This is a genomic window from Mycobacterium sp. NGS29, assembly GCF_059812965.1.
In genome coordinates, this window is the sequence record NZ_JCALDR010000004.1 from 129,150 (window position 1) to 154,435 (window position 25,286).

A 25,286-nucleotide genomic window follows, 5' to 3' on the forward strand; every position below is an offset into this window, starting at 1 on the left:
TAGGGGTCGCACGTGATCTCCAAAGTGTTGGTGGCCAATCGCGGCGAGATCGCGATCCGCGCCTTCCGCGCCGCATACGAGTTGGGTGTCGGCACCGTCGCCGTCTATTCGTACGAGGACCGCAATTCGCTGCACCGGACCAAAGCCGATGAGTCGTACCAGATCGGCGAAGTGGGGCACCCGGTGCGGGCGTACCTGTCCGTCGCCGAGATCGTCGAGACGGCCCTGCGCTGCCATGCGGACGCCGTCTATCCCGGTTACGGATTCCTCTCGGAGAACCCGGAATTGGCCGCAGCGTGCGCTGAGGCGGGCATCACGTTCGTGGGGCCCGACGCCGAAGTGCTCAAGTTGACCGGAAACAAGTCGCGGGCGATCGCCGCCGCGCGCGAGGCGGGCCTGCCGGTGCTGCAGTCCTCGGCTCCCTCGGCGTCGGTGGACGAGTTGGTCGCGGCCGCACAGGACATGCGATTTCCGTTGTTCGTCAAGGCCATTGCCGGTGGCGGTGGGCGCGGGATGCGGCGGGTCACTGACAGCGCAGCTCTGGGTGAGGCCATCGAGGCCGCCAGCCGGGAGGCGGAGTCGGCGTTCGGGGACCCGACGGTGTATCTCGAGCAGGCTGTGCTGCGCCCGCGGCACATCGAGGTTCAGATCCTGGCCGACACCGGTGGCAACGTGATCCACCTCTACGAGCGGGACTGCAGTGTGCAGCGCCGCCACCAGAAGGTGATCGAACTGGCTCCGGCGCCGAACCTTTCGGCTGAGTTGCGGGAAAAGATGTGTGCGGATGCGGTGGCCTTCGCCCGCCACATCGGCTACAGCTGCGCCGGCACCGTCGAATTCCTGCTGGACGAGAACGGCGAATACGTCTTCATCGAGATGAACCCGCGAATTCAGGTGGAGCACACCGTCACCGAGGAGATCACCGACGTCGACCTGGTGTCCAGCCAGCTGCGCATCGCCGCCGGCGAGACCCTCGACGATCTGGGCCTCACCCAGGACACCGTGCGCCCGCACGGTGCCGCGCTGCAATGCCGGATCACCACCGAGGATCCGGCCAACGGGTTCCGCCCCGACACCGGTCGGATCAGTGCGCTGCGCACCCCCGGCGGCGCCGGGATCCGGCTGGACGGCAGCACCAATCTGGGGGCTGAGATCAGCGCCCACTTCGACTCCATGCTGGTGAAGCTGACCTGCCGGGGCCGCGATTTCCAAACCGCGGTCAACCGGGCGCGCCGGGCGATGGCCGAGTTCCGGATCCGCGGTGTGTCGACCAATATTCCTTTCCTGCAAGCGGTTCTGGACGACCCGGACTTCCAGGCCGGCCGCGTCACGACGTCGTTCATCGACGACCGGCCGCAACTGCTGACCTCGCACACCTCGGCCGACCGCGGCACCAAGATCCTGAACTACCTGGCCGATGTCACCGTCAACCAGCCGCACGGCGCGCGTCCGTCGACGGTGTACCCGCAGGACAAGCTGCCCTCGATCGACCGCGAGGTGGCGCCGGAGCACGGTTCCCGGCAGCGGTTGCTCAAACTCGGCCCGGACGGTTTCGCGCGCTGGTTGCGGGAGTCGCCCGCGGTCGGCGTGACCGACACGACGTTCCGCGACGCGCATCAGTCGCTGCTGGCCACCCGGGTGCGCACCAGCGGATTACTCATGGTGGCACCGTATCTCGCGCGCACGATGCCGCAGCTCTTGTCGGTCGAGTGCTGGGGCGGGGCGACCTACGACGTGGCGCTGCGCTTCCTCAAGGAGGACCCGTGGGAGCGGCTGGCCGCGCTGCGGCAAGCCATCCCCAACATCTGCCTGCAGATGTTGTTGCGGGGCCGGAACACCGTGGGCTACACGCCCTATCCGGAGACCGTCACGTCGGCGTTCATCGAGGAGGCGACGGCCACCGGTATCGACATCTTCCGGATCTTCGACGCGCTGAACAACCTGGACTCGATGCGACCGGCTATCGACGCGGTCCGCGAAACCGGCACTGCCATAGCCGAAGTCGCGATGTGCTACACGGGTGACCTGTCCGATCCGGACGAACGACTCTACACCCTGGACTATTACCTGCGATTGGCCGACGGGATCGTCGAGGCCGGTGCACATGTGCTGGCCATCAAGGACATGGCGGGGTTGCTGCGGCCGCCGGCGGCCCACACCCTCGTTTCCGCTTTGCGCAGCCGGTTCGACCTCCCCATTCACGTGCACACTCACGACACGCCGGGCGGCCAGCTGGCCAGTTACGTGGCCGCCTGGCAGGCGGGCGCCGACGCCGTCGACGGGGCCTCGGCGCCGATGGCCGGCACCACCAGTCAGCCGGCGTTGAGTTCGATCGTGGCCACGGCCGCGCACACCGAGTACGAGACCGGGTTGTCGTTGTCGGCGGTGTGCGCGCTCGAGCCGTTCTGGGAAGGCCTGCGGAAGGTCTACGCGCCCTTCGAATCCGGTCTACCCGGTCCGACCGGCCGGGTGTATCACCACGAGATCCCGGGCGGTCAGCTGTCGAACCTGCGCCAACAGGCGATCGCGCTGGGGCTGGGGGACCGGTTCGAGGAGGTCGAGGAGGCATATGCGGGCGCTGACCGGGTGCTGGGCCGGCTGATCAAGGTCACCCCGTCGTCGAAGGTGGTCGGCGACCTGGCGCTGGCCCTGGTGGGCTCCGGTCTGAGCGCCGACGAATTCGCCGCTGACCCAAAGCGATTCGATATCCCGGACTCGGTGCTGGGATTCCTGCGCGGTGAGTTGGGCGATCCGCCCGGCGGATGGCCCGAGCCGTTGCGTTCCGACGCGCTGGCCGGCCGCGCGCCGGCCAAGCCGGACCCGCAACTGACCGCCGACGACGAGAAGGCGCTCGCCACCGCCGGTCCGGAGCGTCAGGCCGCCCTCAACCGGCTGTTGTTCCCCGGTCCCACAAAGGAATTCGAGGACCATCGAGAGGCGTACGGCGATACCTCGCAGCTGTCGGCCAACCAGTTCTTCTACGGCCTGCGCCAAGGCGAGGAGCATCGGGTGAAGCTGGAGCCGGGCGTGGAGTTGTTGATCGGGCTGGAGGCCATCTCCGAACCCGACGAGCGCGGCATGCGGACCGTGATGTGCATCATCAACGGCCAGCTGCGTCCGGTGCTGGTGCGCGACCGCAGCATCGCCAGCGCCGTTCCCGCTGCGGAGAAAGCTGACCGCGGCAACGCCGGCCATGTCGCGGCGCCCTTCGCCGGGGTAGTCACCGTCAGCGTGTCCGAAGGTGATGAGGTGAGCGCCGGCCAAACCGTCGCCACCATCGAGGCCATGAAGATGGAAGCGCCGATCACCGCGCCCAGCGACGGCACGGTGGAGCGGGTGGCGGTCTCCGACACCGCTCAGGTGGAGGGTGGCGACCTGCTGGTGGTGCTGAACTGACCCGCGTGATCGGTGGCGTGGCCCGGGGCCGGCGCCTCACCGTTCCGCCGCGGGGGACCCGGCCGACCACTGACCGGGTGCGCGAGTCGCTGTTCAACATCCTGGCGACGCGGGTCGGTTTCGCGGACGTGGCGGTGCTGGATCTCTTTGCCGGGTCGGGTGCCTTGGGTCTGGAAGCCCTGTCGCGGGGAGCTGCGTCGGCGCTGTTTGTGGAATCCGACCCGCGCGCGGCGGCGGTGATCGCCCGCAACATCGAGACGGTGGGGCTGCCCGGGGCGATCGTGCGCCGCGGTGCGGTCGCTGCCGTGCTGACCGCCGGGTCGCCCTCCCCGTTCGACCTGGTATTGGCCGACCCGCCGTACGAGCTTGGAGCCGCTGAGCTCTCGGCTGTGCTGGCCGCGCTGACGTCGGGGGGTTGGACCCGGGTGGGAACGGTTGCCGTGGTGGAGCGCGGAATCGGCAGTGCCGCGCTCACGTGGCCGGACGGCTGGACGTTGTGGCCCGAGCGCGTCTACGGCGACACCCGTCTGGAGCTGGCCGAACGGGTGTAGGGCGCCTGCTAGCGTCGTTGACTATGAGCGTGCCGCCGGCGACGATGCTGAGCGGAGCGAAGAGGAGGAGCGGCGCAATTGAGCGCCGCCGGCGACGATGCTGAGCGGAGCGAAGAGGAGGAGCGGCGCAATGAGCGGCGCGGTCTGTCCCGGGTCCTTCGACCCGGTCACGTTGGGGCACGTCGACGTCTTCGAACGTGCCGCAGCCCAATTCGACGAGGTCGTGGTGGCGATCCTGATCAACCCCGCCAAGAAGGGCATGTTCGACCTCGACGAGCGGATCGCGATGATCGAGGAGTCGACGAGCCACCTGCCCAACGTGCGGGCGCAGGCCGGGAAAGGCCTGGTCGTCGACTTCGTCAGGTCCTGCGGGATGAACGCCATCGTCAAGGGTCTGCGCACCGGCACCGACTTCGAGTACGAACTGCAGATGGCGCAGATGAACAAGCACGTCGCCGGCGTTGACACGTTCTTCGTAGCGACATCGCCGCGGTATTCGTTCGTGTCGTCGTCGCTGGCGAAAGAGGTGGCGATGCTGGGCGGCGACGTGACCGAGTTGCTGCCCGAACCGGTCAACCGGCGACTGCGCGAACGGATCGCCCGGCAGAGCGGGTAGCTCAACCGGCGCTCTGCCAGTAGTTGTCGGCGCAGATCGTGGTCTCGCCCGACCAGCGATAGGCCGTCAACTTGCCGCCCTTCACCGCGCTGAAATCCACGCACGCGCAATGGTCTGCCCAATCACGGTGGCGCTGCGGGGAATCCTTGCGCCAGTAATGACCGAAGAACACCGGAACTGTTCCCGAGTAGACGTAGCAGCGGTCCGCAGATGTGACGGCGCTGTCGGGTAGCGGGGGATACGGTGCACCCGCCGCAGTGGTGAAATTGCTTGCCATTTCCGCGATCTCGCGCAGGGTCGCCGCATCCTCGTTCCACCACCGGATTCTGGCCCTGCTGCGGGCGTGGCCGTCCTTATCCAGATAATCCGGCTGGTGATGGGCTGCCAGGCTGATCTCAGGGCCCTTGAGCAGCACCTCGACCGTGGTGTAGAGGCGGTCGGTGCTGTCGGAGGCCCGGGCGAACTGGTCCACCGCAGTGAACTGGTTGGATCCCAGTTGGCTCTCGACGTATCGCATGGACTCCTCATGCCAGCAGGCATGAACGACGCGGATATCGCCGAGGTCCAGCCACAGCGGCAGCGTCTTGAACCAGTCCAGGTAGTAGAAGCGCTGCTCGTCGGTGAGTTGGTCGACGAACTCGCGGTGCTGTCGGTAGTTGCTGTCGGTGTGTTTGCGCAGATATTGGCCGCTGCCGCTCGGGTGCTCGATGGAGTAGCAGATCGCATTGAACTCATGGTTGCCCATGACGATGCGGGCGCTGCCCGTATCCACCATCGGCTTGACGATTTCGAGGACGCGAAGCTGTTCCGGGCCGCGGTCCACCAGGTCGCCGACGAAGACGGCTTGACGGGTGGGGTGTTGATACGCGCCCGTCGAATCCTGAAGTGTGTAGCCAAGATCGGCGAGCAGCGTTTCAAGCGCGGAAGCACAACCGTGGATGTCGCCGATGATGTCGTAGTACTGCATGACCTGATCTTCGCACCTGGGTGCGACACGTCGTCGAGCTTGAGCAAGCTGGTGCCGGAGGCATGGCGTTCTCTTCGTCGAGTGGGTTACCGTCTGCTCGAAACATCGATGTTGACGGGGATCGAGGACGCCCATGCAGACCGTGCTGATTACCGGAGCCTTCGGTCTGGTCGGTGCGGAGGCGGTCCGAAGGTTCGCTGCCGACGGATGGCGGGTGGTCGCCACCGCGCACCGCAAGTTGGCGGTCCTGCCGCCGGGGGTGGAAAGCCGCCGCGTCGACTTGACCGTTCCCGACCAGGTTGAACAGTTGGTCAGCGAAATTTCGCCGGACGTGATCGTCCACCTGGCGGCCGTCATCCCCCCGTTGATCTACCGCGAACCGGCGTGGGCGCGCAGAGTCAACGTCGATGCCACCGCAATCTTGGTGCGTGCGGCAGAGCAGCAACCTGATCCGCCGCGCTTTCTGCATGCGTCCAGCATCTCCGTATACGGCGCGCGCAATCCACATCGGCACCAGGACCGGTTGGGCGTGGAAACCCCGGTCAACCCGTGCGACCTGTACGGGAGTCAGAAGCTCGAAGCCGAGGAGATCGTCCGTGCGTCGAGGTTGAACTGGTTGATCTTGCGGCTCGGTGGGGTGATCAGCGTCGACCCGGCGGCCATGCCCTTCACCACCGACGTGTTGTATTTCAGCAGCGCGATGCCGGCCGACGGTCGGGTGCACTGCGTCGATACCCGCGATGTGGCAACCGCATTCGTTGCGGCCGCGCATTCGGAGGTGGCCGGTGAGGTGTTGATGATCGCCGGCGATAACTCGCACATGTTGCGGCAGGCCGAGATTGGCGCGGCCATGGCGGCGGCGCAGGGCATGGCCGGCCTGATACCGATGGGACGTCCCGGTGACCCGGACAGTGACGATTCCTGGTATCTCAACGATTGGATGGATGTCTCCCGTGCGCAGGAACTGCTGAATTTTCAGCAGCATTCGTGGCCGGACATGCTGGCCGAGATCCGTGCGCAGACCGGCTGGCGACGCTACCCGCGGCGCCTCGTGGCGCCGGTTGCCCGGCAGATCCTGAAACGCCATGGGGCGTATCGCAAGTCGCCCGGTCAGTATGCCGATGTGTGGGGAGCGCTGCGAGCCAGGTACGGCGACTCGTTGTCGGAAGTCGGAAGCGCAGAATAGATTCCCGTCGCGGTCAAAAGACAATCGTCTGGTTGTCGTGCACGATCACTCGGTCCTGACAGTGCCAGAGCACCGCGCGCGAGAGTACCGCCCGCTCCACGTCGGCACCGACACGCACCAGGTCGTCGACGGTGTCGGTGTGGCTGACCCGCACCACATCCTGCTCGATGATCGGCCCCTCGTCGAGCATCTCAGTGACGTAGTGGGCTGTGGCGCCCACCAGTTTGACGCCGCGCTCGCGGGCGCGCTTATAGGGTGCTGCGCCGATGAATGCCGGCAGGAATGAATGGTGAATGTTGATCAGCGGGCATCCGACGGCGGCGAGGAACTCAGGCGTCAGTATCTGCATATAGCGCGCCAACACCACCAAATCGACATTGCCGGTGAGTAATTGAAGCTGACGCTGTTCGGCTGCGGCGCGGCTTTCCCGGGTGGCGGGTATGTGGATGAACGGCACACCGAACGGACGAACCCGCTCGGCAAGGTCGGGATGGTTGGCGATCACCATCGCGACGGAAATCTTGAGCTCGCCACGACGGTTGCGCCACAACAGATCCAATAGGCAATGGTCTTCCCTGGATGCGAAGATGGCGACCCGTTTGGGTTTGGCCGCCTCGGTGAAGCGGTAGTCGATGCCGAATTCCCCTGCCACGGTGGCGGCGAATTGCTCTTCCAGACCATCGATTGCGGCGGTGAGCCCGGGCAGGTGAAAGATCGCGCGCTGCAGAAAGGTTCCGTTCTCGGGTGCGGTGGAGTGCTGGTCCAGAGAGATGATGTTGGCACCGGCTCGAGCGAGGAATGTGCTTACCGCAGCGATGATTCCGGGGCGGTCGTGGCAGCGCAGCAGTAGTCGTCCGATGTCTGCGGGAGACGGGGGGCCGGCCGGCCGCTGCGCGAAGTTGCCGGGATCGTTCGGCGTCGGCACCAGTGGACCCCTTTCGCCTCGCAATCGTGCGAGCAACGATACCGCCGTGGTAGGCATCGCGGCAGCTACGGCACGTCGTCGTCTTCAGTGAGGTCTCCCGCGCGGGACACCCACGCCAACATTTAGTATCCGTTCGCCTACCGCGGCCGGGCGCAGCAGTTCAACGGGGCTTACGCAGCTTTGGCCAGAGAGGCGCCGATTTTGCCGGCTTGGATGACGCCGATCTCCTCGAACCCGTGGGCGGCATAGAGCTACCTGTTGTGGGGGTTGGTTGCTTCGAGGTACGCAGGCAGTCCGTCGCGGTCGCAGCGCCCGGCCGCATGGCGGAGCAGTGCTGAGCCGAGCCCACCGCGACCGGCGTCCGGAAAACCCAGCGGGCGACGGAAGACATCCACCGGCAATCGATCAACGAAAAATGTTGGTAGCGAGCCTCAGTGGCACTGGTGACTATGCCCGCCATGATCGTGTTCAGCGTCGGGCGACCCGTTCATCATCCGTAGCATCGGCATTCCACCGGACGCGAAGAATCGAACCACCAGCACCGCTGCGACGATCAGGAAAGCGATGTTCAGCCAGGTGGTGTAATTCCAGGAGATGCTGCCGGACATCACCATCGCGTTGCGGGCGCCCGGAATGAGATCGGCTGCCCCGAAGATCAATTCGACGAGATAGCCCGCGACGACCATCGCGGCGTAGAACGTCGTCAACAACGTCAGCATCATTCTGGCGCCGTAATACTTGCGATAGATGTTGAGGATCGGCAGGATCAGCAGGTCGGCGAAGATGAACGCGATGACCCCGCCGAAACTGATGCCGCCGTTCCACAGCACCGCGGCCAACGGCACATTGCCGATCGAGCAGACGAACGACACGATCGCGACGACTGGGCCCACGATCGGTCCCCACACCGACGACAGTGCCGGGTGGTTCGCTAAAAAGAAGCTCTGCCAGAAGCTCTCCGGGACCCACGCCGCGATTGCGCCGGCGATGAGCAATCCGATGACCAGGTCGCGCAGGATCGCCAGCCACTCCATCACGAAGACATGCGACACGGAGGTCAGACCCGGTCCGGAGAACAGCCGTCGCCAGAACGACCCGTCGCCCCGGATCGACATGTCCATCGCCGCATGGCCTTCCATCGATCCGGCGATTCCCTTGTCTGCCTGTTCACGCGCGGCATCGATGAGCCGGCCGCGCACGAACAGCCGGAACAGTAGGGCCAGCACGATGATCATCAGCGGTCCGCCGACGAACTCCGCTGCGGTGAATTGCCAGCCCATCAGCAGCGCCAGGATGATGCCCAGTTCCACCACCAGATTGGTGGAGCCGATTTCGAAGGCCATGGCCGCGGTGAAGTCGGCCCCCTTGCGGAACAGCGAGCGGGCCAGCGCCACGGCGGCATAGGAGCACGACGACGACGCGGCGCCGAGCGTGGCCGCCACGGCCAGGGTGCGGGGCCTGTCGTCGCCCATCAAGGCCACGATTGTCGAGCGGCGCACAACAGCCTGGACGACCGCCGACAACGCGAAGCCCAGGATCAGCGCCCAAAGGATTTCCCAGGTCATGGAACCTGTCAGCGTCAACGCGTGCAGCACTGCGTTCACGACTCTGTCCATCAAAGTTCCCTTCCGCTGTGACGCCGTCATATATACCCCCCAAGGGTATATATGCTGTCAATAGAGGCCTCGTCCGCTGTCCCGGTGGCTACACCGGCGATAGTCTGAGACCAAATCACGTGGCTAGAGGCGGTTCGCGGGTGATGCGCAGCAAAAATTCAAGCCGACACACCGGAGTCATCACCGCAGTCACAGACGTAACACCAGGCACACTGGTAACTACAGATTTATGCAAGCCGCCAGGAGGGTATGGCCGTGTACCGAGTCTTTGAAGCGCTGGATGAATTGAGCGCGATCGTCGAGGAAGCCCGCGGCGTGCCGATGACCGCCGGGTGCGTCGTTCCCCGCGGCGACGTGCTTGAACTGATCGACGACATCAAGGACGCGATCCCTGGTGAGCTCGACGATGCCCAGGACGTGCTGGACGCCCGCGACGCGATGCTGCACGACGCCAAATCGCACGCCGACTCGATGGTGTCCTCGGCGACCACCGAATCCGAGTCGATGGTCAACCACGCCCGCGCCGAAGCCGACCGGCTGCTCTCGGACGCCAAGGCTCAGGCTGATCGGATGGTCAGCGAGGCCCGTCAGCACAGCGAGCGGATGGTCGGGGAGGCCCGCGAAGAGGCGATGCGCATCGCCGCGTCGGCGAAACGCGAGTACGAGGCCAGCATCAGCCGGGCCAAGTCCGAATGCGACCGCCTGATCGAAAACGGCAACCTCTCCTATGAAAAGGCCGTGCAAGAGGGCATCAAGGAGCAGCAGCGGCTGGTGTCCCAGAACGAGGTGGTGCAGGCCGCGCACGCCGAATCCACCCGTCTGATCGACACGGCGCACGCCGAAGCGGACCGGCTGCGCGGCGAATGCGACATCTACGTCGACAACAAGCTGGCCGAGTTCGAAGAGTTCCTCAACGGAACGCTGCGGTCGGTCGGTCGAGGCCGTCACCAGCTCCGGACCGCAGCCGGCACCCACGACTACGTCACGCGGTAGGCCCGACGGCCCGGTGACGGGCAGCTGAACTGAACGTGGACCTGTCAGCTGCGCGCCGTAGGATTCCACCTATGGCCAAGCAGCACAGCCAGACGGCGCAGCGACACATCACCACGCCGTTGACGATCGATATCGCTCGGCTGGGTCGACGGCCAGGAGCGATGATTCCGCTGCGCCAAAGCGTGGACAGCCCGCTGCGCATCGGCCTGGATCTGATCGCGATCCAGCCGGGAGCACCCCTGGAGCTGGACCTGCGGCTGGAATCGGTGTCCGAAGGGGTGCTGGTGACCGGCACGGTAACCGCACCCACCGGCGGCGAGTGTTCCCGGTGCCTGTCGCCGATCCAGGGCCGGGTGCAGGTTGCGCTGACCGAGCTCTTCGCCTATCCGAACAGTGCGACCGAGGCGACCACCGAGCAGGACGAGGTCGGCCACGTCGTCGCCGAGACCATCGACCTCGAGCAACCGATCATCGACGCGGTGGGGCTGGAATTGCCGTTCGCGCCGGTGTGCTCGTCGGATTGCCCGGGTTTGTGCACGCAGTGCGGCATTTCGCTGGCCGCCGAGCCCGACCACCGGCACGATCAGATCGACCCCAGGTGGGCCAAGCTCGCCGGAATACTGCCCCCGCCGGACGGGGGCGAGCAGTGACCCCCTCCCGGCAGGTCCTGCTGGACGCGCTGGGCGTCGACCTGCCCGAAGACCTGCTCACGCTGGCGTTGACGCACCGCAGTTACGCCTACGAGAACGGCGGTCTGCCCACCAATGAGCGGCTGGAGTTTCTCGGCGACGCCGTATTAGGCCTCACCATCACCGACGAGCTCTACCACCGGCATCCGGACCGGTCGGAGGGGGACCTGGCCAAGTTGCGTGCCAGCGTCGTCAACACCCTGGCGCTGGCGGACGTGGCGCGCCGCCTGCCCGGCGACGGGCTGGGCGTGCACGTACTGCTCGGTCGCGGGGAAGCGAACACCGGTGGCGCGGACAAGTCCAGCATCCTGGCCGACGGGATGGAGTCGTTGCTCGGCGCGATCTATCTGCAGCACGGGATCGACGTCGCACGGGAGGTCATCCTGCGCCTGTTCGGCCCGCTGCTGGACGCCGCGCCGACCCTGGGTGCCGGTCTGGACTGGAAGACCAGCCTGCAAGAACTCACCGCCTCGCTGACGCTCGGCACGCCGACCTACCAGGTGACCTCGACCGGGCCCGACCACGACAAAGAATTCACCGCGGTGGTGGTGGTGATGGAGACCGAATACGGGTCGGGCGTGGGCCGCTCCAAGAAGGAAGCCGAGCAGAAGGCGGCGTCGGCTGCGTACAAAACACTCGAGGCAGCGCACGTGCTCGACACCGCGGGGAAATCCTGAAGCTCCGATGACGGTGACAAGCCGGTGCCTGCTGCGCCGACAGTGAATTTCCCGACGGTCGCGCGGCGTGTCCGGTCGCGGATTGCACAGTGGGCCCAGGAGGGCGGACATGCCTGAGCTACCTGAAGTCGAGGTGGTGCGGCGCGGTCTGCAGTCCCATGTAGTCGACAAGACGATCACCGCCGTCCGCGTCCACCACCCCCGCGCGGTGCGGCGCCACGAGGCCGGCCCGGCCGACCTGACCGCCCGGCTGCTCGACGCCCGGATCACCGGCACCGATCGGCGCGGCAAGTACCTGTGGCTGACGTTGAGCACCGGCGAGGCCCTGGTGGTCCACCTCGGCATGAGCGGCCAGATGTTGCTGGGGGTGGTGCCGCGCGCTGACCACGTGCGGATTTCGGCGTTGCTCGACGACGGGACGGTGTTGAGTTTCGCCGACCAGCGCACCTTCGGCGGCTGGCTGCTTGCCGATCTGGTGACCGTCGACGGCAGCGTCGTGCCGCAGCCGGTCGCGCACCTGGCGCGCGATCCGCTGGATCCGCAGTTCAATGCCGCGGCGGTGGTGGATGTATTGCGGCGCAAGCATTCTGAGATCAAGCGCCAACTGCTGGACCAGCAGGTGGTCTCGGGCATCGGCAACATCTACGCCGACGAAGCCCTGTGGCGAGCCCAGGTCAACGGCGCGCGGATTGCGGCCACGATGCCGCGTCGGCGGCTGGCCGCGGTGCTGGAATCGGCGGCTGAGGTGATGCGCGAAGCGCTGGCCAAGGGTGGCACCTCGTTCGATTCGCTGTACGTCAACGTCAACGGGGAGTCGGGTTACTTCGACCGGTCGCTGGACGCCTACGGCCGCGACGGGCAGCCGTGCCGGCGCTGCGGGGCGGTGATGCGCCGGGAGAAGTTCATGAACCGCTCGTCGTTCTATTGCCCGAAATGTCAACCGCGGCCGCGCCGTTGAGCCATTGACTCTGCGCTCAGGGAGCAGAAACGGCCGAAACAGCGCCCTCACCGCAGACTCAACACACAGAAGAGAGGAACTATGACGCAACTGTGGGTGGAACGCACCGGCACCCGCCGCTATACCGGGCACAGCTCCCGGGGAGCACAGGTGCTCGTCGGGAGCGAGGACGTCGAGGGGGTGTTCACTCCCGGCGAATTGCTGAAGATCGCGCTCGCCGCGTGTAGCGGCATGGCCAGTGACCAGCCGTTGGCCCGCCGGCTGGGTGACGACTACCGGGCGGTGATCCGCGTGTCCGGCGCCGCTGACCGGGAAAAAGAGGTCTACCCGCTGCTCGAAGAGACCCTCGAACTGGACCTGTCGGGACTGAGCGACGAAGACCAGCAACGGGTGCGCACTGTCGTCGACCGGGCCGTCGACGCGGTGTGCACAGTGGGTCGAACGCTGAGATCGGGCAGCACGGTGACGTTCGGAGTCCGCGATGTCGGGGCCTGACGTGCGACTGACCGCCTGGGTGCACGGCCACGTCCAGGGCGTTGGTTTCCGCTGGTGGACGCGCTGCCGCGCGCTGGAGCAGGGGTTGACGGGGTACGCCGCCAACCACGCCGACGGGCGCGTGCTCGTCGTGGCCAACGGGCCGCGTGAGTCCGGCGAGAAGCTGCTGGACCTGCTGCGCGGCGACAGCACGCCGGGACGGGTGGACAAGGTCGTCGCCGACTGGTCGGAGCCGACCGAGCAGTTCACCGGATTCGTCGAGCGTTAGCGGGCACGGCCCTCGCCGAGCGTCACGCCAGCGTGGCGTCGGGCGTTGGCTGCCACGCTGGCGTGACGTTCGGCGTGACGGGCGAGGGCCAAGCGCTTAGCTGCTCGTCGACTGTCACGCCAGCGTGGCGTCGGGCGTTGGCCGCCACGCTGGCGTGACGTTCGGCGCGACGGGTGACGGGCGAGGGCCACGCGCTCGGCTGCTGGCGTGACGCTCGGCGCGATGGCAGACGGCCCGAGTAGTCTGGCTCGCCATGTACCTCAAGAGTCTGACGCTGAAGGGCTTCAAGTCCTTCGCCGCGCCTACGACTCTGCGTTTCGAGCCGGGCATCACCGCCGTCGTCGGGCCCAACGGCTCCGGCAAGTCCAATGTGGTCGACGCGCTGGCCTGGGTGATGGGCGAACAGGGCGCCAAGACGCTGCGCGGCGGCAAGATGGAAGACGTCATCTTCGCCGGCACCTCCTCCCGTGCCCCGCTGGGACGCGCCGAGGTCACCGTCACCATCGACAACTCCGACAATGCACTGCCGATCGAGTACTCCGAGGTGTCCATCACCCGCCGGATGTTCCGCGACGGCGCCAGCGAGTACGAAATCAACGGCAGCAGTTGCCGTTTGATGGATGTCCAGGAACTCCTGAGCGACTCCGGCATCGGCCGCGAGATGCATGTGATCGTCGGGCAGGGCAAGCTCGACGAGATCCTGCAGTCCCGCCCCGAAGACCGGCGGGCGTTCATCGAAGAAGCCGCGGGCGTGCTCAAGCACCGCAAGCGCAAGGAAAAGGCGCTGCGCAAACTCGACGCGATGGCAGCCAACCTGGCCCGTCTGTCGGACCTGACCACCGAACTGCGGCGCCAGCTCAAGCCGCTGGGCCGGCAGGCCGAAGTGGCCCGGCGTGCCCAGACCATCCAGGCCGACCTACGCGATTCCCGGTTGCGCCTGGCCGCCGACGACCTGGTCAGCCGGCGCACCGAACGGCAGGCCATCTTCGACGCCGAAGCGTCCATGCGCCGCGAACATGACGAAGCCGCGGCCCGCCTGTCGGTCGCCGCGGAGGAACTGGCCGCGCACGAAGCGGCACTGTCGGAGCTCTCCGGACGCGCCGAATCCGTCCAGCAGACCTGGTTCCGGCTGTCCGCGCTGGCCGAACGGGTCGGTGCGACGGTGCGGATCGCCAGCGAGCGGGCGCAGCATCTTGACGTGGAACCGGTCCGGGCCAGCGACACCGACCCCGACGCGTTGGACGCCGAGGCCGACGAGGTGGCGTCTGCCGAGCAGCAACTGCTGGCAGAACTAGACGAGGCCCGCGCCCGCCTGGACGGCGCCCGCGCCGAACTGGCCGAGTGGGAGCGCCGCGCGGTCGAGGCGGACAAGGCGCACCTGGCGGCGGTACGCGCCGAGGCGGACCGGCGCGAAGGTCTGGCGCGGCTGGCCGGCCAGGTGGAGACCATGCGGGCGCGGGTCGAGTCGACCGACGAGAGCCTCGCGCGGCTCTCCGAGCGGATCGAGCAGGCCGACGCCCGTGCCCAACAGACCCGCGCCGAGTTCGAGAGCGTGCAGGGTCGCGTCGGGCAGCTGGACCAGGGCGAGTTGGGCCTGGACCAGCAGTATGAGCGGACGATGTCCGCGGTGCGGCTGGCCGACGCGCGGGTCGCCGAGCTGCAGACCGCCGAACGTAGCGCCGAACGCCAGGTCGCCTCGTTGCGGGCTCGCATCGACGCGTTGTCGGTGAGCCTGGAACGCAAGGACGGGACCGCCTGGCTGACCCGAAATCACGGTGGCGCGGGGCTTTTCGGTTCGATCGCGGAGTTGGTCAAAGTGTCCCCGGGCTACGAGGCGGCGGTGGCAGCGGTGCTGGGGTCGGCGGCCGACGCGCTGGCCGCCGACAGCCTGGGCACCGCGCGCAGCGCGGTCACCGCGCTCAAACAGGCCGACGGTGGTCGTGCGGCGCTGGTGCTCAGCGATTGGCCCGCACCGACGCCTGAGTCGCCGGAGTTGCCCGACGGGTCCCGCTGGGCGCTGGACCTCATCGACGCGCCGGCCCGGCTGCGTGGGGCGTTGGCGGCGATGCTCTCCGACGTCGCGGTCGTCGAGGATCTCGGTCACGCGCTGGACCTGGTGGCCAGCCGTCCTCAGCTGCGCGCGGTCACCCGCGACGGCGACCTGGTGGGCGCGGGCCGGGTGAGCGGCGGGTCGGACCGCAAGTTGTCCACGCTGGAGGTCGCCTCGGAGATCGACAAGGCGCGCAGCGAACTGGCCGCCGCCGAAGAACAGGTCGCTGCGCTCAGCGCCGCGCTGTCCGGGGCGCTGACCGAACAGAGCGCTCGCCAGGATGCCGCCGAGCATGCGCTGGCGGCGCTCAACGAGTCCGACACCGCCATTTCGGCGATGTATGACCAGCTCGGCCGGCTGGGCCAGGATGCGCGAACGGCACAGGACGAGTGGACCCGATTGCTGCAGCAACGCGAACAATTGGAAGCCGGGCGCGCCGGGACCGTCGAGGAAGTGGCCGAGCTGGAGACGCGGCTGCGCAATGCGCAGCAAACCGAGTACGTCACCGAGGAGGAGGCAAGCCCGGCGCAGGCGCGTCAGGAGATCGCGGCCGCCGCCGACCGGGCACGCAGCGTCGAGGTCGAGGCCCGGCTGGCAGTGCGCACCGCCGAGGAGCGGGCCAATGCGGTGCGCGGGCGTGCCGACTCGCTGCGCCGGGCCGCCGCGGCCGAACGCAAGGCGCGATCGCTGGCCGAACAGGCGCGCGCAGCCCGGGTGCGGGCCGCCGCGGTGGCCGCCGCGGTCGCCGAGTCCGGTCGGTCGCTGGCCGGTCGGCTCGATCTCGTCGTAGCCGCGGCGTCGAAGATGCGGGACGAGCTGGCCGCCGAACGCCAGCAGCGGGCAGCGGCAATGACCGCAGTTCGCGAGGAGACCAACACGTTGAGCGCGCGGGTGGCGGCGCTCACCGATTCGCTGCACCGCGACGAGGTGGCCAACGCCCAGGCGGCGCTGCGCATCGAGCAGCTCGAGCAGATGGTCCTCGACCAGTTCGGCATGGCGCCGGCCGACCTGGTCGCCGAGTACGGACCCGACGTCCCACTGCCGCCGACCGAGCTGGAGATGGCCGAGTTCGAGCAGGCCCGGGAGCGCGGGGAGCAGGTCGTCGCGCCCGCCCCGATGCCCTACGACCGCACCACCCAGGAGCGTCGGGCCAAACGCGCCGAGCGGGAGCTGGCCGAACTGGGACGGGTCAATCCGCTGGCCCTGGAAGAGTTCGCTGCGCTGGAGGAGCGGTACAACTTCCTGTCCACCCAGCTTGAAGACGTCAAGGCCGCCCGCAAGGATCTGCTCGACGTCGTCGCTGACGTCGACGCCCGCATCCTGCAGGTGTTCAGCGAGGCATTCTTCGACGTCGAACGCGAGTTCCAGACCGTATTCACCGCGCTGTTCCCCGGCGGCGAGGGCCGGCTCCGGCTGACTCAACCCGACGACATGCTCACCACCGGCATCGAGGTAGAGGCCCGTCCGCCGGGCAAGAAGGTGACCCGGCTGTCGTTGCTGTCCGGCGGCGAGAAGGCGCTGACGGCGGTGGCGATGCTGGTCGCGATCTTCCGGGCCCGCCCGTCGCCGTTCTACATCATGGACGAGGTGGAGGCCGCGCTGGACGACGTGAACCTGCGCCGCCTGATCGGGCTGTTCGAGATGCTGCGGGACCGCTCGCAGCTGATCATCATCACCCACCAGAAGCCCACCATGGAAGTGGCGGACGCGCTCTACGGCGTGACGATGCAAGGTGACGGCATCACCGCCGTGATCTCGCAGCGGATCCGGGGGCAGCAGGTCGATCGGCTAGCTACCACGCCGGTATAAGCCGGTTGCTCCGACGGGCTGCAGAACTGCCCGGCGTTCGAGCGTGCCGTTGGTTACGGGGTGTGCACTCAGGGCGTCGGGTGTGCACGCAGGGCCTGGAATGTGTACTGGCGGAGGGATTCTCGCCGGATTGCCGCCCTGGTTACACCGCTGAAACCCTGACTTCACACTCAACGCCCTGCCCGCACACCCGACGTCGAGCGCGTGGGCAGCGCACGCGAACAGCCCAGCCCAAGAGCCGCCCGACCCGCCCCCAACCCGCCGAGTGCCTGACACCCCCCGGCTGGAAGGATTGTCCGCGTGTCCGAAGGTCTATGGATCGCCGTCGCGGTCGTCGCCGTCCTGCTCATCATCGCGGCGCTGGTCGTCGGACTGGTGCGGTACCGCACGCGCAGGATCAGCCTGGCGCCGCGCCCGCAAACCGACGCGATCGACAAATCCGGCGGCTACACCGCATCGTCCGGCATCACGTTCAGCCAGACCCCGACGCCGACCCTGGACCGGCCCGAACCGGTAGAGCGGATCGACACCAGCGGTCTGCCCGCCGTCGGGGACGACGCGACCATCCCGCGCGACGCGCCCAAGCGCCCGATCTCCGAGGTCCACCTCCCTGAGGTCGAGGCGCCGCCGGCCGAACCCGAGATCCCCGAAGGTCTCGAGGTCCTCGACGTCCTGGAACCGGAAGCGCCCGAAGCGCCCGCGGTGGAGGAGATCGAACCGACCGAAGGGCGACTGGAACGCCTGCGCGGCCGGCTGGCCCGGTCGCAGAACGCGCTCGGGCGCAGCATGCTGGGCCTGATCGGCGGCGGCGACCTGGACGAGGACTCCTGGCAGGACGTCGAGGACACCCTGCTGGTCGCCGACCTGGGCCCGGTGGTCACCGAGTCGGTGGTGAGCCAGCTGCGCGCCCGGCTGGCCAGCACCAACGTGCGCACCGAGGCCGACGCCCGCGCGGTGCTGCGGGACGTCCTGATCAAAGAGCTGCATCCCGAGATGGACCGATCCATCCGGGCGCTGCCGCACGCCGACCATCCGTCGGTGTTGCTGGTGGTCGGCGTCAACGGCACCGGCAAGACGACCACGGTCGGCAAACTGGCCCGGGTGTTGGTGGCCGACGGTCGCCGCGTGGTGCTGGGTGCGGCGGACACCTTCCGGGCCGCGGCGGCCGATCAGCTGCAGACCTGGGCGTCGCGGGTCGGCGCGGAAGTGGTGCGCGGCGCCGAGGGCGCTGACCCGGCGTCGGTGGCGTTCGACGCCGTCGACAAGGGCATCGCGGCCGGCGCCGACGTCGTCCTGATCGACACCGCCGGCCGGTTGCACACCAAGGTCGGCCTGATGGACGAGCTGGGCAAGGTCAAGCGCATCGTGACCCGTCGGGCGTCGGTCGACGAGGTGCTGCTGGTGCTCGACGCCACGATCGGGCAGAACGGACTGGCCCAGGCCAAGGTGTTCGCCGACGTCGTCGAGATCACCGGCGCGGTGCTGACCAAGCTGGACGGAACCGCCAAGGGCGGCATCGTTTTCCGCGTCCAGCAGGAACTCGGCGTGCCGGTGAAGTTGGTCGGGCTGGGCGAAGGCCCCGACGATCTGGCGCCGTTCGAGCCCGCGGCGTTCGTCGACGCCCTGCTCGGCAAGTAGGTATTACACAGCAGTCTTTACGTTAATCCTGACGAAACATCGCCGCCCCATTCGCGCAACAACTTATGCGCATGGTTCTGGGCAGGTCGCCAGTCATCCATCTGGGGCCCTCCCGATGCTGACTGGAGGTGATAGCGAGTGAGTTTCCCGATTATGGGCCAGCCCAACACGGGCGATACCGCCTGGATGCTGGCGAGTTCCGCGCTCGTTCTGTTAATGACGCCGGGCCTGGCGTTCTTCTACGGCGGCATGGTGCGCGCCAAGAGCGTGCTCAACATGATCATGATGAGCATCAGCGCGATGGGCATCGTCACGGTGCTCTGGGTGCTCTACGGCTACTCGATGGCATTCGGCACCGACACCGGCAACGTGGTGGGCAGCCCGACCCAATACTTCGGGCTCAAGGGGCTCATCGGCGGCAACGCCGTCGCGGCCGACCCCACCAAGACTCCGCCGTTGGCGGCGACGGACATTCCGCTGGCCGGCACCCTGCCCGCCACCGTGTTCGTGGCCTTCCAGCTGATGTTCGCGATCATCACCGTCGCGCTGATCTCCGGCGCGGTCGCCGACCGGCTCAAGTTCAGCGCCTGGCTGGTGTTCTCCGGCCTGTGGGCGACGCTGGTCTACTTCCCGGTCGCGCACTGGGTGTTCGCGTTCGACGGGTTCGCCGCCGAGAAGGGCGGCTGGATCGCCAATAAGCTGCACGCGATCGACTTCGCCGGCGGTACCGCGGTACATATCAACGCCGGTGTGGCCGGCCTGGTCCTGGCGATCGTGCTGGGCAAGCGCAAGGGTTGGCCCACCACGCTGTTCCGGCCGCACAACCTGCCGTTCGTGATGCTCGGCGCCGGCCTGCTGTGGTTCGGCTGGTACGGGTTCAACGCCGGTTCGGCGACCAGCTCCAACGGTGCTGCCGGTTCGACGTTCCTCACCACCACGGTGGCGACGGCCGCGGCGATGCTGGCCTGGCTGCTCACCGAGCGCATCCGCGACGGACACGCGACGACGTTGGGCGCGGCCTCGGGAATCGTCGCCGGCCTGGTCGCCATCACGCCGTCCTGTTCGTCGGTGAACGTCGTCGGTGCCCTGGTGATCGGCGTGGTCGCCGGTGTGCTGTGTGCGCTGGCCGTCGGGTTGAAGTTCAAGCTCGGGTTCGACGACTCGCTCGACGTGGTTGGGGTGCACCTGGTCGGCGGGCTGGCCGGCACCTTGCTGGTGGGCCTGGTCGCCGCTCCGGAAAGTGTGGCGATCAACGGCGTGACCGGCGTGTCCGCCGGATGGTTCTACGGCGGGGGCCCGGACCAGCTGGAACGGCAGGCTGTCGGGGCGTTCGCCGTGCTGGCCTACTCCGGCGTGGTCACGCTGGTCCTGGCGCTTATCCTGAAGTACACCATCGGGCTGCGTCTGGGGGCTGAGCAGGAGGCCGCCGGGATCGACGAGTCGGAGCACGCTGAGAGCGGCTACGACTTCGCGGTCGCCAGTGGTTCGGTGCTTCCGAGGGCCAGCATCCCGCCGCAGAGTAGCGTCAACGGCCGGGAAGAGCGCGTGGGCGAGAAAGTGGAGGCGGAGTAGACATGAAGCTGATCACCGCGATCGTAAAGCCGTTTACCCTCGACGACGTCAAGACCAGCCTCGAGGACGCCGGCGTCCTGGGCATGACCGTCAGCGAGATCCAGGGCTACGGGCGGCAGAAGGGTCACACCGAGGTCTACCGGGGTGCGGAGTACTCCGTCGACTTCGTGCCCAAAGTGCGGATCGAGGTCGTCGTCGACGACGCCATCGTCGACAAGGTCGTAGACAGCATCGTCCGGGCCGCCCGGACCGGCAAGATCGGCGACGGCAAGGTGTGGGTCAGCCCGGTCGACACCATCGTGCGCGTCCGCACCGGTGAGCGCGGATCGGACGCTTTGTGAGTAGAACCGGCCGGGTGTGACCACGACGGACCGGCCGGATTCTTCACAGACACCAGAAAGCGCCGCGGCGGCAGTCGATCTGGCTGCCGCCCGGCGCGAACTGTTGTCTGAGGGGCTCCAGGGGCTCACCCCCGCGCAGATGCGCCAGAGGGTCCTCGAACTGCACGAATCCTGGCTGAAGGCCAAGGCTGCCGAGATCGGCATCGGCGACGGCAGCGGATACGCGATCGTGGCGGTGGGCGGGCTGGGCCGGCGCGAGTTGCTGCCGTACTCCGACCTCGACCTGGTGCTGCTGCACGACGGCAAACCCGCCGACGTGCTGGGCCCGGTGGCGGACAAACTGTGGTATCCGTTGTGGGACGCCAACATTCGGCTCGACCACAGCGTGCGCACCGTCAGTGAGGCGCTCAGCACGGCCAACGCGGACCTGACCGCCGCCCTGGGCATGCTGGAAGCGCGGCACATCGCCGGCGAGGAGCAGCTCTCCGCCGATCTGGTCAGCGGGGTGCGACGGCAATGGCGCACCGGAATCCGTTCCCGCATGGACGAACTCGTCGACATGACGCACGCCCGCTGGTTGCGCCTGGGGCGCATCGCCCACCGGGCTGAGCCCGACCTGAAATCCGGCCGCGGCGGGCTGCGCGATGCGCAGCTGCTCAACGCACTGGCGCTGGCCCAGCTCATCGACCGCAGCGGCATGTCCCGCTCGGACAACCCGGCCGGGTCACTCGACGAGGCCTACCTCACGTTGCTCGATGTGCGCACCGAACTGCACATGGTGTCGCGCCGCGGACGCGATCAGGTGCTCGCCCAATTCGCCGACGAGATCAGCGCCGCATTGGGCGTCGGCGACCGGTTCGACCTGGCGCGCATGCTCTCCAGCGCCGGACGCACCATCGGCTACCACGCCGTCACCGGCCTGCGCACCGCCGCCAACGCGCTGCCCCGGCGCGGCATCTCGGCGTTCATCGGCCGGCCCAAACGCCGTCCGCTGGACGAGGGCGTGGTCGAGTACGCGGGGGAGATCGTGCTGGCCCGCGAAGCCCAACCCGACCGCGATCCTGGCCTGGTGCTGCGGGTGGCGGCGGCGTCGGCCGACAGCGGCGTGCCGATCGGCGCGGCGACGCTGAGCCGGCTGGCCGACAGCGCACCGCCGCTGCCCACGCCCTGGCCGCGGGAAGCCCTGGACGATCTGCTGGTGGTGTTGCTGGCCGGACCCACCGCGGTGCCCACCATCGAGGCGCTCGACCGCACCGGGCTGTGGGGACAGCTGCTGCCGGAGTGGGACGCGATCCGCGACCTGCCGCCCCGCGACGTCTCGCACAAATGGACGGTGGACCGCCACGTCGTCGAGTGCGCGGTGCACGCCGCGCCGCTGACCACCAACGTCGCCCGGCCCGACCTGCTGGCACTCGGCGCGCTGCTGCACGACATCGGCAAGGGTCGCGGCGTGGACCACTGTGTGTTCGGCGCGGACCTGGTGGTTCCGATCGCTGAGCGCCTGGGGTTGTCGGCCGCTGACATCAACACGCTGACGCAGATGGTCCGCCATCATCTGCTGTTGCCGATCACGGCCACCCGCAGCGACCTGAACGACCCGGCGATCATCGAGTCGGTGTCCGAGGCGCTGGGTGGCGATCCGCAACTGCTCGAACTGATGCACGCGCTGTCCGAGGCCGACTCCAAGGCCACCGGACCCGGGGTGTGGAGCGACTGGAAGGCCTCGCTGGTCGAGGACCTGGTGCGCCGGTGCCGGATGGCGATGGCCGGTGAGACGTTGCCGCAAGCCGAACCCACTGCGCCGCACTATCTTTCACTGGCCGCCCAAAAAGGGGTGCACGTCGAGATCAATGCCGGCGATGGCGAGCGGCTGACTGCGGTGATGGTGGCCCCGGACGAGCGCGGCCTGGTGTCCAAAGCGGCTGCGGTACTGGCGCTGAACTCGCTGCGGGTGCATTCGGCGTCGGTGAACGTGCACGAGGGCGTTGCGATCACCGAGTTCGTGGTCTCGCCACTGTTCGGTTCGCCGCCGGCGGCCGACATGCTGCGTCAGGCGTTCGTGGGTGCGCTGCGCGGTGACGTCGACGTGCTGGGGACGCTGGAGAAGCGGGATCTGGAGGCCACCAGCTCGGCGACCGCGCGGGCGGGGGAGGTGCAGGTGGGCGTGCCAGTCACCCGCTCGACCGCGCCGCCGCGCATCCTGTGGCTGGACACTGACACACCCGGGCAGCTGATCCTGGAAGTCCGCGCGATGGACCGGGTGGGCCTGCTCGCCCTGCTGGCCTGGGCGCTGGAACGCGCCGACACCGACGTCGTCTGGGCGAAGGTGAACACGTTCGGTTCGACGGCCGCCGACGTGTTCTGTGTGACGGTCCCGCCGGACTCGAACGCCCGCACCGCGGTGGAAAAGAACTTGCTGGACGTGCTGGGCGCCCCGGCGGTGGTGATGGTCGACGAGCCGGTGGGGGACTAGCCCGGTTCGCCCCGCTGCCCACCGGCCGCCGGGTGTGCGGTTTCCGACAGGACACGCCGCCGAAGCGTCGCCATTTTCACACTCGCCGAGACGGTTGCGGCGCTACTCCGAGTTCAATTGCCGCACCGCGACGATCCGCTCCTGGAGCTGATCCCGCGTCGCTGCGGCGATCGGTGGGCCGCCGCAGCGCCGCCGCAGCTCGTTGTGGATCCAGCCGTGCGGCTTGCCGGTGCGGTGATGTGCCACCGAGACCAGCGCGTTGAGCTCGCGACGCAGTTCGCGCAGCTGTCCGTGGGTGGTGACCGGCACCGCCGGTCCAGCGACGGCCGCACGCTTCTGCAGCTGCTCGTCCTGGCGGCGGTGCAGCAGCGCACGCATCTGCTCGGCGTCGAGCAGGCCGGGAATGCCGAGATAGTCGGCTTCCTCGTCGCTGCCCGCGGGGGTGGCGGTACCGAACGACGACCCGTCGAAGATGACCTGATCCAGCTCGGCGTCGGCCCCCAGCGAGACGAAGCCCTTTTCTTCGCCGGGCTCGTTCTGCTCCTTGACGGCGGGGTCGTCCAGCAGCGGGTCGTCGAACGACTCGCGGTGCGGTTTGCCCAGCACGTGATTGCGCTGGGCTTCCAGCTCGCTGGCCAGCTGCAGCAGATTGGGCACCGACGGCAGGAAGATGCTGGCCGTTTCGCCGGGCCGGCGGGATCGCACGAACCGGCCGATGGCCTGGGCGAAGAACAGGGGGGTCGAGGCGCTGGTGGCGTAGATGCCAACCGCGAGCCGGGGCACGTCCACACCCTCGGACACCATCCGCACCGCGACCAACCACCGACTGGTGCCGGCCGAGAACTCGCTGATCCGGGCCGACGATTTCGGGTCGTCGGAGAGCACGACCGTGGGGTCCTCACCGGTGAGCTTCATCAGCAGCTTGGCGTAGGCACGGGCCGCGGTCTGGTCGGAGGCGATGATCATGCCGCCCGCGTCCGGCACGTGCTCGCGCAGCTGACGCAGCCGGCGATCGGCCGCGGTGATGACCGCCGGCATCCACTCTCCGGCCGGATCCAGCGCGGTGCGCCACGCCCGCGCCGTCTGCTCGGCCGACAGCGGCTCACCGAGGCGCGCCTCGTGTTCTTCCCCGGCGCTGTCCCGCCAGCGGGCCTGCCCCGAATAGGCCATGAACACCACCGGGCGGACCACGCCGTCGGCCAGGGCTTCGGCGTATCCGTAGGTGTGATCGGCGCGAGACCGGCTGAGCCCGTCGGCGTCGGGTTCGTAGGTGACGAACGGGATGGGGCTGTCGTCGCTGCGGAACGGCGTGCCGGTCAGGGCCAGGCGGCGGGTGGCGTCGCTGAACGCCTCCCGCATGGCCTCGCCCCACGTCTTGGCGTCACCGCCGTGGTGGATCTCGTCGAACACCACCAGGGTCTTGCGCTGCTCGGTGCGTACCCGGTGCAGCGTCGGGTGTGCGGCCACTTGGGCGTAGGTGACGACGACGCCGTGATATTCCGGGGAGGTCTGCGGGTTGGAGTTGGAGAACTTCGGGTCCAGCGACAGCCCCTGGCGAGCGGCGGCCTGCGCCCACTGGATCTTGAGGTGCTCGGTGGGCACGACGACGGTGACTTGCTCGACCGCGCGGTGGGCGATTAGCTCGCCGGCGATCCGCAACGCGAAGGCGGTCTTGCCGGACCCCGGGGTGGCGACGGCCAGGAAGTCGCGCGGCTCGGTGCCCAGGTACTTGACCAGGGCGCGGCGCTGCCAGCCACGTAGCGACCGCGTTGTGTCGGCTGGAGAGTGTCCGACCGGCTGCAACGACAACAATCCCCCCGTGACGGTCTGTGCTGGGCTGTAAAACATAGCATGGCAACGGTTTTCGGTGCGGTAGCGACGTGAGCCTACCGCGGCGCGTCGCGGGTTTCGAGCCTCGGCGACGTCGGGCCAGCCCGGCGCAGTTCGCTCGCGCTTCGTCGAGACTGTACGGGGGGCGAGGTCCCGCGGCGTGTCGCCGCCCAGGTTTCAGTGTCGCCGCCCGGGTTTCAGTGTCGCCGCCCGGCCGCGCGACTTCAGGCCACACC

Annotated in this window: 19 protein-coding genes; 15 read left to right on the forward strand and 4 right to left on the reverse strand. The window is 68.1% G+C overall.

Features of this window, described 5'->3' with window-relative positions; all coding sequences use genetic code 11:
- Window positions 1-12 precede the first annotated feature (12 nt).
- The 3 genes from AC5Y5Z_RS07175 (at window position 13) to coaD (ending at window position 4,563) form a co-directional block, all read left to right on the forward strand.
- Window positions 13-3,396 (forward strand): pyruvate carboxylase, encoded by a 3,384-nt coding sequence (locus tag AC5Y5Z_RS07175; protein ID WP_499924214.1) that lies wholly within the window; start codon window positions 13-15, stop codon window positions 3,394-3,396.
- The gene (rsmD, locus tag AC5Y5Z_RS07180; protein WP_473140001.1) at window positions 3,393-3,947 is read left to right on the forward strand and encodes a 16S rRNA (guanine(966)-N(2))-methyltransferase RsmD; all 555 of its coding nucleotides are present in this window, start codon (window positions 3,393-3,395) and stop codon (window positions 3,945-3,947) included. The genes AC5Y5Z_RS07175 and rsmD overlap by 4 nt, the downstream gene beginning before the upstream one ends.
- Window positions 3,948-4,077: 130 nt before the next feature.
- Window positions 4,078-4,563, forward strand: a complete 486-nt coding sequence (gene coaD, locus AC5Y5Z_RS07185) for a pantetheine-phosphate adenylyltransferase (RefSeq protein ID WP_473139978.1) — start codon at window positions 4,078-4,080, stop codon at window positions 4,561-4,563.
- A gap of 1 nt (window position 4,564) precedes the next feature.
- On the opposite strand, the gene AC5Y5Z_RS07190 is transcribed toward coaD, so the two are convergent.
- Window positions 4,565-5,665 carry a metallophosphoesterase gene (locus tag AC5Y5Z_RS07190; RefSeq protein WP_499924219.1) on the reverse strand — a complete coding sequence of 367 codons (1,101 nt, stop codon included), beginning with the start codon at window positions 5,663-5,665 and terminating at the stop codon, window positions 4,565-4,567.
- On the opposite strand from AC5Y5Z_RS07190, the gene AC5Y5Z_RS07195 reads away from it, so the two are divergent.
- On the forward strand, window positions 5,664-6,716 hold the full coding sequence (locus AC5Y5Z_RS07195) for an NAD-dependent epimerase/dehydratase family protein (RefSeq protein ID WP_499924223.1): 1,053 nt from the start codon (window positions 5,664-5,666) through the stop codon (window positions 6,714-6,716). The genes AC5Y5Z_RS07190 and AC5Y5Z_RS07195 overlap by 2 nt on opposite strands.
- A gap of 13 nt (window positions 6,717-6,729) precedes the next feature.
- Here the strand turns inward: AC5Y5Z_RS07195 and purU are convergent, their stop codons facing one another.
- Together purU and AC5Y5Z_RS07205 are read right to left on the reverse strand one after the other, a co-directional pair.
- Complete coding sequence (purU, locus tag AC5Y5Z_RS07200; protein ID WP_499924227.1) at window positions 6,730-7,641, reverse strand: formyltetrahydrofolate deformylase; 912 nt, start codon at window positions 7,639-7,641, stop codon at window positions 6,730-6,732.
- 431 nt (window positions 7,642-8,072) lie between these two features.
- Window positions 8,073-9,257 (reverse strand): permease, encoded by a 1,185-nt coding sequence (locus AC5Y5Z_RS07205; RefSeq protein ID WP_499924231.1) that lies wholly within the window; start codon window positions 9,255-9,257, stop codon window positions 8,073-8,075.
- Window positions 9,258-9,512: 255 nt separating this feature from the next.
- Between AC5Y5Z_RS07205 and sepIVA the strand changes: the two genes are divergently transcribed.
- The 11 genes from sepIVA (at window position 9,513) to AC5Y5Z_RS07260 (ending at window position 23,220) form a co-directional block, all read left to right on the forward strand.
- Entirely contained in the window at window positions 9,513-10,250 is a 738-nt protein-coding gene (sepIVA, locus tag AC5Y5Z_RS07210) for a cell division protein SepIVA (RefSeq protein WP_463827182.1), read from the forward strand.
- 71 nt (window positions 10,251-10,321) lie between these two features.
- A complete protein-coding gene (locus AC5Y5Z_RS07215) occupies window positions 10,322-10,900 on the forward strand; it encodes a YceD family protein (protein WP_463827042.1) in 579 nt (192 codons plus the stop codon).
- Entirely contained in the window at window positions 10,897-11,616 is a 720-nt protein-coding gene (gene rnc, locus AC5Y5Z_RS07220) for a ribonuclease III (RefSeq protein ID WP_463827041.1), read from the forward strand. Before AC5Y5Z_RS07215 ends, rnc begins: the two co-directional genes overlap by 4 nt.
- Window positions 11,617-11,725: 109 nt before the next feature.
- Window positions 11,726-12,574: a DNA-formamidopyrimidine glycosylase gene (gene mutM, locus AC5Y5Z_RS07225; RefSeq protein WP_499924240.1), complete on the forward strand. Its 849-nt coding sequence runs from the start codon at window positions 11,726-11,728 to the stop codon at window positions 12,572-12,574.
- 81 nt (window positions 12,575-12,655) lie between these two features.
- The gene (locus tag AC5Y5Z_RS07230) at window positions 12,656-13,069 is read left to right on the forward strand and encodes an OsmC family protein (protein WP_463827039.1); all 414 of its coding nucleotides are present in this window, start codon (window positions 12,656-12,658) and stop codon (window positions 13,067-13,069) included.
- On the forward strand, window positions 13,056-13,337 hold the full coding sequence (locus tag AC5Y5Z_RS07235; protein WP_473139972.1) for an acylphosphatase: 282 nt from the start codon (window positions 13,056-13,058) through the stop codon (window positions 13,335-13,337). Before AC5Y5Z_RS07230 ends, AC5Y5Z_RS07235 begins: the two co-directional genes overlap by 14 nt.
- A gap of 253 nt (window positions 13,338-13,590) precedes the next feature.
- Window positions 13,591-17,196 (forward strand): chromosome segregation protein SMC, encoded by a 3,606-nt coding sequence (gene smc / locus AC5Y5Z_RS07240; protein ID WP_463827037.1) that lies wholly within the window; start codon window positions 13,591-13,593, stop codon window positions 17,194-17,196.
- 300 nt (window positions 17,197-17,496) lie between these two features.
- Complete coding sequence (ftsY, locus tag AC5Y5Z_RS07245) at window positions 17,497-18,834, forward strand: signal recognition particle-docking protein FtsY (protein ID WP_463827036.1); 1,338 nt, start codon at window positions 17,497-17,499, stop codon at window positions 18,832-18,834.
- Window positions 18,835-18,987: 153 nt separating this feature from the next.
- Window positions 18,988-20,406 (forward strand): ammonium transporter, encoded by a 1,419-nt coding sequence (locus tag AC5Y5Z_RS07250; protein WP_499924586.1) that lies wholly within the window; start codon window positions 18,988-18,990, stop codon window positions 20,404-20,406.
- A gap of 2 nt (window positions 20,407-20,408) precedes the next feature.
- Entirely contained in the window at window positions 20,409-20,747 is a 339-nt protein-coding gene (glnB, locus tag AC5Y5Z_RS07255) for a nitrogen regulatory protein P-II (protein WP_463827035.1), read from the forward strand.
- A gap of 16 nt (window positions 20,748-20,763) precedes the next feature.
- A complete protein-coding gene (locus AC5Y5Z_RS07260) occupies window positions 20,764-23,220 on the forward strand; it encodes a [protein-PII] uridylyltransferase (protein WP_463827034.1) in 2,457 nt (818 codons plus the stop codon).
- 102 nt (window positions 23,221-23,322) lie between these two features.
- On the opposite strand, the gene AC5Y5Z_RS07265 is transcribed toward AC5Y5Z_RS07260, so the two are convergent.
- Window positions 23,323-25,068, reverse strand: coding sequence for a DEAD/DEAH box helicase (locus tag AC5Y5Z_RS07265; protein ID WP_499924257.1), 1,746 nt, complete (start codon window positions 25,066-25,068; stop codon window positions 23,323-23,325).
- Window positions 25,069-25,286: the final 218 nt, after the last annotated feature.

Excerpts from the sequence above, each read along its gene's own strand:
- AC5Y5Z_RS07205 (WP_499924231.1), bottom strand. The coding sequence starts at position 9,257 with ATGGACAGAGTCGTGAACGCAGTGCTGCACGCGTTGACGCTGACAGGT.
- AC5Y5Z_RS07195 (WP_499924223.1), top strand. The coding sequence starts at position 5,664 with ATGCAGACCGTGCTGATTACCGGAGCCTTCGGTCTGGTCGGTGCGGAG.
- mutM (WP_499924240.1), top strand. The coding sequence starts at position 11,726 with ATGCCTGAGCTACCTGAAGTCGAGGTGGTGCGGCGCGGTCTGCAGTCC.
- AC5Y5Z_RS07265 (WP_499924257.1), bottom strand. The coding sequence starts at position 25,068 with ATGTTTTACAGCCCAGCACAGACCGTCACGGGGGGATTGTTGTCGTTG.
- glnB (WP_463827035.1), top strand. The coding sequence starts at position 20,409 with ATGAAGCTGATCACCGCGATCGTAAAGCCGTTTACCCTCGACGACGTC.
- coaD (WP_473139978.1), top strand. The coding sequence starts at position 4,078 with ATGAGCGGCGCGGTCTGTCCCGGGTCCTTCGACCCGGTCACGTTGGGG.
- AC5Y5Z_RS07235 (WP_473139972.1), top strand. The coding sequence starts at position 13,056 with ATGTCGGGGCCTGACGTGCGACTGACCGCCTGGGTGCACGGCCACGTC.
- AC5Y5Z_RS07190 (WP_499924219.1), bottom strand. The coding sequence starts at position 5,665 with ATGGGCGTCCTCGATCCCCGTCAACATCGATGTTTCGAGCAGACGGTA.
- smc (WP_463827037.1), top strand. The coding sequence starts at position 13,591 with ATGTACCTCAAGAGTCTGACGCTGAAGGGCTTCAAGTCCTTCGCCGCG.
- AC5Y5Z_RS07250 (WP_499924586.1), top strand. The coding sequence starts at position 18,988 with ATGGGCCAGCCCAACACGGGCGATACCGCCTGGATGCTGGCGAGTTCC.
- AC5Y5Z_RS07230 (WP_463827039.1), top strand. The coding sequence starts at position 12,656 with ATGACGCAACTGTGGGTGGAACGCACCGGCACCCGCCGCTATACCGGG.
- AC5Y5Z_RS07215 (WP_463827042.1), top strand. The coding sequence starts at position 10,322 with ATGGCCAAGCAGCACAGCCAGACGGCGCAGCGACACATCACCACGCCG.